Source organism: Coprococcus eutactus, from assembly GCF_001404675.1.
GTDB lineage: Bacteria > Bacillota > Clostridia > Lachnospirales > Lachnospiraceae > Coprococcus > Coprococcus aceti.
The window spans coordinates 1-9,611 of the sequence record NZ_CYXU01000010.1 but is presented as its reverse complement, the minus strand read 5'-3'; the positions used below and the strand labels follow the sequence as shown (position 1 = coordinate 9,611).

Below are 9,611 nucleotides of genomic sequence, written 5' to 3'. Positions count from 1 at the left end.
ATGGTGTTATATCTACTGGCAAAGGACAGGGAGGGGGTGGAGGTAATGTTAATTGGAAGAATGGCAAAAAAACTGTTGATGTAAACGGAAAAACTGTTACAATGGATAAAAACACATTTGATCCTGGTTTTGTAGACAAACAGGGTCGAACGAATACACAGAGAATGGAGCAAGGACTGGCACCTATTGGAACAGATGGAAAATCTGTTAATATACATCACATTGATCAAACAGATAATGGACCAGTTATGGAAATAACGGCTACAGAGCATCAGCAGAATTACAGCAAACTGCACACTAATATAGGACAAGCTCCATCTAAGATTAATAGAAGTAAGTTTAATAAGTGGAGAAGAGAATATTGGAAATGGCGAAGTAATAATTTAGATTAGTGGAGGTATATATGAGCTATACAAATTTTATTAAAGCAATGGAGTTAGCACCTAAATGTAAATTTTATACTACAGCGGGGGGGAAAAACGAAGAAGAAATTAGAAAATCAGAGCAAATGCTTAATATAAAATTTTCAAATCAAAGTATAGAATTTTATAAAAAATATGGCTATTTATCATTTTATGGTAATGAAATTTTTGGAATTGACCCAGATGATGATTCAGGAATATTGGAGGGGAATTCTGTTGCTTATGCGTTAAATGACCGGAAAGAATATAACTTACCTAATGAGTGGATACCTATATATAATTTTGATGATGGGAATATGGCATATTTAGATTATTCATATTTAAACGAGCAAAAAGAGCCTAGGGTTATAATGGCATTTTATAATGGTAAGGAATATGAGATAGTTGAAACGTTAGCAGAAGATTTTGGGGATTTTGTTTTGCAATTAGTGCAAGAACAAACAGAAGTGTAAAACTATAAAGGCATGATTTGTAAAAATACATTGTTTACTTAACAACATTTGTTATGAAAACAATGTATTTTTTTATAATTAAATAGAGAAAAACTAAATGACTGTTGACAAAAATAATTGATGATGCAATACTATTGTTTGACAATAATGTAAAGGAGATGGTGTTGTGTCGCGGGAAGATGATGTTGGAGCTGCGGGCGTTGGAGAAGCTGCGAAGGATAGCAGAGATGAGCTTGAAGACATTTTAAAAGCACTTGAAGCTGGTGATTCTGACAAGCATGGACCCAATATGAAGATCATCATAGGTGTAATAGCTGGAATCGTATTGGTTTCAGTTGTGTTAATTATCATGATGGTTAATAGGAAATCTGTTGTGCCTGATTTTGTTGGGTACACAACGGCGGAGGCAAAACAAATTGCCAGAGAGTCTGGTGTAACGCTTGAGGAGAAAAAAGAATACAGTTCTGAGGTAGAAGAAGGATGCGTTATCTCACAGGATATAGCCAAGGGAATGAAGGTGAAACGTAAGGCTTCAGTTGGAATAACGGTCAGTAAAGGCAAGGAGATGACAGTTGTGCCGGAATTTGTTGGTGAAATTCTGGATGATGCCAGAGCTATGGCTACAGAGGCTGGTATAGAGCTTGAAGAAACTGAAGAATATAGTAAGGATGTTGCGGCTGGCTTGATAATTGAACAGCAGGATACACAGGGAACCAGCATAGAAAAGGGGAGTTCTGTAAAGGTCACAGTAAGCCTGGGAGAGCAGACAGTAAAACTTCCTGACTTTGTAGGTATGACCTTGAATGATGCAACTATACAGTGTTCAACCCTTGGAATCACCTTTAGTACCCTCCAGGAGAATTCTGATACCGTTGATGAGAATGTGATCATCAGACAAAGCGTAAAGGCGGGAACTGAGATGACTGAAGATACTCAGTTGTATCTGATAGTGAGTAAGGGCAAGAAGACAAGCTCGTCTGTGGCTGCAAGCTCCGGTTCAGCAGGTGGTGGATCGGGATCATCTGGTGGTTCGGGAACAAATGAACAGGCGGACAGCGGAACATCAAGCGTAAATGAAGATGAGTTTATAACAGAAGAAGAAGAGTGGGGTGATTGATCATGAAAAAGGAGTTAAAGAGAAGGATAATTACAGTAATTGTAGGAGCAGTGATTATGTGTATGGTCAGCCTTGTTCCAGAAATGGTACAGGCATATGCTTCGACGAATGCAGTGTCGGAGGATGCTGGAATCAGGGCTGAATATAATGGTGACAGTGGGGTGCTGACATTGGATGTTTCCACAAATAAGGCGATGATTGACTTTGGACTGGAGGACAAGAAGCCGTGGACTAATTTCAATGTTATAAAGGTTGTAGTAAAGCCTGGAGTTACACATATAGGTAACAATGCATTTTCAGGATGTACAAATCTGGAGTCTGTGGTTATAGAGGGAGACGAACCTCTCACTATAGGACGAAGGGCTTTTTATGGATGTACTTCTTTAAAGTCTGTGGAATTTTCGAAAGGAACTTTGTCGGTGGGGGCGTATGCATTTGCCAGATGTTCAAGTTTGAAGAATGTAGACATGTCTGGATCTCAGATATACGAACTTGGTCAGTTTGCATTTGGAGAGTGCTATAGCATAACCGATTTGAAATTATCAGAGTATACCAAGAATCTGGGAGACTATTGTTTTCAGGGCTGTAACAGAATAAAGAACATAGATATTCCTGATAATTTGTCAAGTGTTGGAAATTGTGCCTTTGCGGGATGCGAATTGTTAGAGCATCTGGATTTTTCGGAAAGACTGACAAAACTGGGCGATTTCTGTTTTATAGGGTGCAAAAATCTTCAATATGTTAGATTGTTAAGAAGACCGGCGGATGCGGATTTTGGAACCGGCTTGTTCAAGGAGGGAAATCCAACCGGAACATATCTGTATACATATGAGGCTGGTAACAACATATATACTCCGGATTCTGATGAGAATGTGATTATCAGGAGGGCTTATAGGTTTGATGAAAACAGTATGAATGTAAGTATTCCGGCTAAGAGTTATTCTTATACGGGAAAGCCTATAAAACCGGTAATTAAAGTTACGGATAATGATGGCTCTGTAGTAAATGCAGATGCATATGATGTTACATACTCGAATAATAAAAATGTCGGAACCGCTGTTATAAAGATTACAGGAAAAAATGAGAATATCGGCACACTCACAATGAAATTCTCAATAGTTCAGGCAGCATGCAAGCTTTCTGTTAAGAAGGATGGTAAGCAGGCCGCAGGTACATATACGCTTCTTCTGAACAGTCGTGGAACAGCATCTATGACCCTGGCAGCTACGACTTCAGGAAATGAGAAGATAAGGTACACAAGTTCAAACGAGAATGTACTCAAGGTCAATGACAGAGGAGTCATAACAGTCACAAAAACGGGTACAGCCAAAATAACAATATGCGCTAATAATAAGACAAAGTCAAATTATAAGCCATGCTCAAAAACAATCACTGTGAAGGTAAGAAAACCTCAGAGCATACAGGTTAAGAGTAAAAAGACACAGTATAATTATAAGAAGGGCGTGAAGAGAAGCATAGGAGCCTCAGCAAAGGGTGGAGTCAGACTTACATATAGTTCATCCAATCCTAAGGTTATTTCTGTAGCGAATAATGGAAAGATAACAATAAAGGGTGTTGGTAAAGCTATAGTTACGATAAAAGCAGGTGATAATGGTGTATATGAGCAGAAGGTAAGAAAGATTACATATTATGTAAGACCGGTGATGTCATCTGTGTCAATTGCCCATAACAGCAAAACACTAAAAGTAACAGTAAATAATCCTACTCCGAATTCAAAGGTTATCGTAAAAGTGTATGAATCGTCAAAGATGAAAAAACTATATGGTAAGCCACATATAAAAACTGTAAAGAAAGGCAAGAAAGTAGTTATTACTGTGAATGTATCAAAGTATAGCAGATACTATCCTGTAATTTATGTGAAGAAAAATGGCGTTGAATCACAGAAGGTTACAAATAGCAGAGGAGATATAAGGAAGTAAGGGGGCATTTCAGATGACGAGAGTAAAAAAACTTATAGCGGCAGTGATGATTGTCTTGGCTATATGTTCATTTGGTATGGTGCAGGCACACGCTGATGAGTCGGATTCGACTGATGCGGTAAAAACCTATTATTGCATAGCAAATTATCCAGTTGGAGTAAGATTAAGTACATCACCAAACGGAAGAGCGCTTGCATGGATAACCATGACCGAGTCTGAAGCAGCGGATGCGTATGTGTATGGAAAAATAGATTACAGTGAGGATAAAGACGAGCTGAAGATACGTGGACTTACCGCACAGTCCATGAGACTCTACTGCGAAAAACTGGCCATAGGCAGTGAGCCATGCAAAATAGACAAGATAATCTCATGTGGAGGCAGTATCATGACTCTTGAGGTTAAGTCTGGTTCATATCTAAAGTGCAATGAAGTCGTGGGGGCTCACCGTTTTGATATTGCTCCAAGCGGACAGGATAATAATGTGTACAAGCCTTCAGCCTTGAATTTATCAGAGGACAGTGCTGAGGTGATCATTTCAGATGATAAACCATATGTATATACAGGCAAGGTGATAGCTCCGACAGTACAGGTCAAGTATGAGGGAAGAGTTATTGAACAGGGTACAGACTATAAGGTCACCTATAAAGACAATATTAATGCAGGAACACAAGCAAAGATTGTGGTGACTGGATGTGGAGATTATGGCGGAGAGATCCAGAAGGAATTTACAATTAAGCCTGCAAATGTGCAGTCTGCATCGATAGATGTGGCATCTTGTGTATATGACGGAACAGCAAAGTTACCAAAGGTTACAGTGAAGCTGAATGGTGCGGTAATGGGCACTGATAACTATAAGATTACTTTAAAGAATAATGTATCGGCCGGAAATAAAGCGGAGGCAGCCATAGAGGGTTGTAAGAATTTAACTGGAAAAGTAAGTAAGACATTTACAATTTCTCAGGCGGATATAACAAAAGCGACAGTGACATTAGCTGCTAATTCTTATACATATAGCGGAAGTTATTTCAAGCCTGCAGTTACAGTTGCGTATGGAAGTGCAAAGCTGAAGGCATCAGATTATACAGTACAATACGCAAATAATAAAGAACCTGGTACAGCTACAGTTACTGTTACGGCAAATGGTTCCAACTGCGTATCAGGAAAGCGAGTTGTAAAGAATTTTAGAATTGAAAAAAAGGTACCGGTGATCTCGTTCAAGAGTCCTATATCAACAACATGGCACAATGCAAATGGAACACATGGCTTTGAGTGTGTTGCACCTAGTGATTGTCAGGGTACATTTAGCTTCAAATCAAGTAATCCTAAATTGCTTGCGATCAATGCGGCAGGTGGAAGAGTTCAGGTTATGAATAACAAAGCATTTGGCAGTGTAGTGATTACAGCTACCTTTACACCAAAGGGAGCGGATGCTGCGCACTATAGTACAAAGTCTATCACCAGAACTATAAAAGTGGTGCCAAACATAGTTAAGATAGCGAATACAGAATCTAAAAAATCAGGACAGTTATATATACAGTGGTCTAATAGTAAGAAGGAGTATAATGCCAGCGAATATAGGATATATTATTATGGCTACAAGAAGGACAGTGAAGATTGTGGACAGATGTCACTATATAATTCAAAGAGTAAGATAACGGGTACCAGTACAACCATAACCGGACTGAAAGCTGGAAAATATTATATTAAGGTTGTTCCTTGCTATAAGTCAGGCGGAAACGTGCAGAATGGTGCCAGCACAAGTGCTGTAAAGTGTGTTATTAAATAGTCGAAAGAGGAAATCTTATGGAATTTATGACTCCTGTGGATAAATATATGATATCGGGTGTCCATCGTATAAGAATAGGAAGTCTTGACGAGAATGAGATTGTGGTGAGAAGCCCGGAAATGATTGGTGTTCAGACCGAATTTGTGGAAAATGGAAATGGATGGATTATATGTGATACTGGCAGTCGTAGCTTGACCGTGGATGGCAATCTGGTACAGTCAGGATACAAGCTCAAATGTGGAGATATTATAGAACTCGGTGCTTTAAGGATAATATATTGTGTGCAGATTATCGGTGTGATTATACAGAACGACTTAAAAGACAGTATTATTGTCAATCTGCCATACTTGGATTCAGAGGCGCTTAAGTATGAGGATGTTCAGGGAAAAGACAGATTTTTTCACAGATCCCCCAGAAATACGAAGGAGCCGGTTATAGAGTCTGTGACAATTGAGAATCCACCGGCAAAACAGCAGATAGAAAAGAAACCGCTCTTGATGGTTATAGGACCAACATTTACGATGATGATCCCTATGATGCTTGGAGGAGTTCTTGCTATGTACAGCTACAGATCATCAGGGAGCAATTCTGGAATGCTTATGTATACAGGTCTTATCACTGCTGCTGCATCTGCGGTTATAGGAGTGTTATGGGCCTTCATCAATATGCATTATGATAAGAAGAGAAATGCACAGGGGGAGCTTGACAGGAGATCTGGGTATGCCAGATATCTGAGGCGGCAGATAAAACAGATAGCTTCTAATCAGAATACTATAAAAAATATGCTCGGAGATATGTACAAATCTCCTGATGTTATAACGCAATATACAGATCAGTCAACTGAATTGTGGAATAGAAACAGGAATCATAAGGATTATCTGGTGGAGCGAGTTGGCCTGGGAACATTGGATGTGTCAGAGTATATAACTGTTCCTAAGATACGAATGGAACAGTCTGATGATGAATTGATACAGATCCCGGGCAAAGTAAAGGCTGTATATTCACGAATAAAGGATGTTCCGCAGGGCGTGGATCTCGGAGCTACAGGTATAATAGGTATAGTTGGAGCGGGAGATAAGAGCAAAGCATTTGATGTGGCAAGAACCATGATTGCACAGATAGCAGCGAATAATTCTTATCGTGATGTAAAACTTGCATTTGCATTCGATTCTGAAACTGATAGCAGTGAATGGATGAACTATAGGTTTATGCCGCATGTGTGGCTCGATGATTATAGTGAGAGACTGATGGCGTCAGATAGAAGCTCAGTGGACGACCTGTTTTTCAGAATTATTGATATTCTGAGAGACCGGGAACAGAAAGATTATACTATAGAGAAGCGACAGTTTACTCACATTGTGTTGTTTGTTGCTGATACTTCTCTGCTGGAAGGGCATGCGATAAATAAGTACATAACAACAGATGCACAGAAATATTCTTTCACAGTGGTAACCTTGGCTGATAAGGAATCGCAGTTGTTGAATGACACTACTTATGAGCTTATAATCGACAAACAGTTTTCGGGAATCCATAGGATGAAGACGGATGAGTATAGCCATGTAGATTTTGATAAGGTGACAGAAAGTCAACTGGCAGCTTTTGCCGACAGAATAGCAGTTATAAAGGTGAACGAAGATGTGGAGGCTGGCGGTATACCCGACAGCCTTACATTTTTTGATATGCTGGGAATACAAAGGCTGGAAGAATTGCGGGTTCTCGACAGATGGAAGACAAACAAAAATTACAACAGTATGCGGGCTGTCATAGGTCAGTCGGCTGGTGGCAAGGACTGTATTCTTGATGTACATGAGAAATATCATGGCCCCCATGGGCTTGTTGCGGGAACTACAGGATCGGGAAAGTCGGAGACGTTGCAGACATATATTCTCTCAATGGCGATAAACTACAGCCCTGATGATATAGGCTTTTTCATTATTGATTATAAGGGCGGAGGAATGGCAAACCTGTTTGATGGTCTTCCACACATGATAGGAGCAATATCGAATCTGTCAGGAAGTGCGATAAAGAGAGCTATGGTGTCCATAAAGAGCGAGAATATGCGAAGACAGAGAGTCTTCAATGAGGCCGGAGTGAACAATATTAATAATTATACCAAGCTTGTAAAAGCTGGTGAGGTAGAACTTCCGGTACCACATCTGTTTATAATAGTGGACGAGTTTGCCGAGCTGAAGCGAGAACAGCCGGAATTTATGAAGGAGCTTATAAGTGTTGCACAGGTTGGACGAAGCCTTGGTGTTCATCTGATCCTTTCTACGCAGAAACCAGCAGGAACAGTCGACGAAAATATTTGGTCAAATTCTAAGTTTAAGCTGTGTCTTAGAGTGCAGGATAAGCAGGACAGTAAAGAGATGCTGCACAAGGAGGATGCTGCTTTTATAACTCAGGCAGGAAGAGGATATCTGCAGGTTGGAAATGATGAAGTGTATGAGCTATTCCAGTCTGGCTGGAGTGGAGCTGAGTATCGGGGAGATGCGGTTTCTGGTGAAGATACACGAACTGCGATACTTTCAGCTTCTGGTTCGGAGATTATAAGAAAGAAGAAAATTGCCAAAGTGTCAAATCCGGCAAACAGCGTAACGCAGTTGGATGCGGTTAAAGAGTATTTGGCCAAGGTAGCAAGAGAAAATGGATATAACAGAGATTATAGTTTGTGGATACCACCAATAGCTAATCCTATATTTATAGACGATATAGATAATGAATATCCGATAAATAAATCAGATGATACATATTCATTGGTGGCAACTATAGGAATGTACGATGATCCATCAAGGCAAAGTCAGAAACCATATAGGATAGATATTGCGGATGCTGGAAATATTGCAATATGTGGAACGAATGTAAGTGGTAAAAGTACCTTTGTTCAGACACTTATTGCATCATTGATAACCAGATATAAAGCTTCAGAAGTGAATATATACATAGCAGACTTTAGCAATAAATCTTTGCGGTGCTTTGAACAGGCTCCACAGGTTGGCGGCTTTGTTAGCGAGGATGATGACGACAGAATTAGGAAACTGATATTCTTAATAAACAGGATTATATCTACAAGAAAAAATATTCTTGGTGGAATAAGCTTCAACTCCTATAAAAAAGTTAACAAAAACGATATGCCTGCAGTAGTGTTCATAATAGATAACTATGCTGGATTTCGTGAAAAAACAGCAGAAATATATGATGATAATATGCAGAAGATTGTTCATGATGGTACTGCATATGGAATATATACGATTGTAACTGCAAATGGATTTGGTAATACGGGAATACCTGGAAGGATAGAAGACAATATATCTGAAACAGTGGCATTGAGCCTGAATGAAAAGTATATGTACTCATCGGTTCTGAGAACAGGAAGAGTGGAGCTTGAACCGGAAAATCTAAAGGGAAGAGGACTCATAAAGGTCGATGGAGAAGTAATGGAATTCCAGACAGCGATAGCTACGGATAGGTGCGATGATATGGAACGTATAGAGTTACTTCGCAATATGTGTGCATCTATGGCTGAAGGAGCTACTGAGGTAGCGGAAAGTATTCCTGAAATTCCAGAAAAACCTACGTGGGAGATATTCAAGAGGCGTAATGATGTTGCTCAGATGTGTAATGGATATATGTTGCCGATAGGATATGACAGTGTAAGTGCAGAGGGATATGGAATAGACCTTAGGAGAACATTCTGCTATACAATTACGGGCAGAGCTAGAACTGGTAAGAAAAATGTTATGCGGTTATTGATGAATGCAGCACTGATGAGAAATGCAGATATAGTTGTTATAGAACATGGTTCCAATGAGTTCAAGCCTGATTCGGAATTGTTGGGAGCAACGTATATAGATAGCGAAGCAGCACAGGCAGATTACTTTACAATGCTGGTTC

Annotated in this window: 6 protein-coding genes; all 6 read left to right on the top strand. The window is 39.6% G+C overall.

All coding sequences use genetic code 11. The features are described from left to right. A partial coding sequence (locus tag ARA78_RS12890) for an HNH/ENDO VII family nuclease (protein ID WP_207641806.1) occupies positions 1 to 392 on the top strand: 392 nt, incomplete at its 5' end. Positions 393 to 403: 11 nt separating this feature from the next. Then, on the top strand, positions 404 to 874 hold the full coding sequence (locus ARA78_RS12885) for an SMI1/KNR4 family protein (RefSeq protein WP_055147849.1): 471 nt from the start codon (positions 404 to 406) through the stop codon (positions 872 to 874). A gap of 166 nt (positions 875 to 1,040) precedes the next feature. Then, positions 1,041 to 1,991: a PASTA domain-containing protein gene (locus tag ARA78_RS12880; RefSeq protein WP_055280672.1), complete on the top strand. Its 951-nt coding sequence runs from the start codon at positions 1,041 to 1,043 to the stop codon at positions 1,989 to 1,991. A gap of 2 nt (positions 1,992 to 1,993) precedes the next feature. Further along, positions 1,994 to 3,931, top strand: a complete 1,938-nt coding sequence (locus tag ARA78_RS12875; RefSeq protein ID WP_055147843.1) for a leucine-rich repeat domain-containing protein — start codon at positions 1,994 to 1,996, stop codon at positions 3,929 to 3,931. Between the two features lie 13 nt (positions 3,932 to 3,944). After that, positions 3,945 to 5,717 carry a hypothetical protein gene (locus ARA78_RS12870; protein ID WP_055280670.1) on the top strand — a complete coding sequence of 591 codons (1,773 nt, stop codon included), beginning with the start codon at positions 3,945 to 3,947 and terminating at the stop codon, positions 5,715 to 5,717. A 17-nt stretch (positions 5,718 to 5,734) separates the two neighbouring features. Then, on the top strand, positions 5,735 to 9,611 hold a 3,877-nt coding region (gene essC, locus ARA78_RS12865; RefSeq protein ID WP_055280667.1), incomplete at its 3' end, for a type VII secretion protein EssC.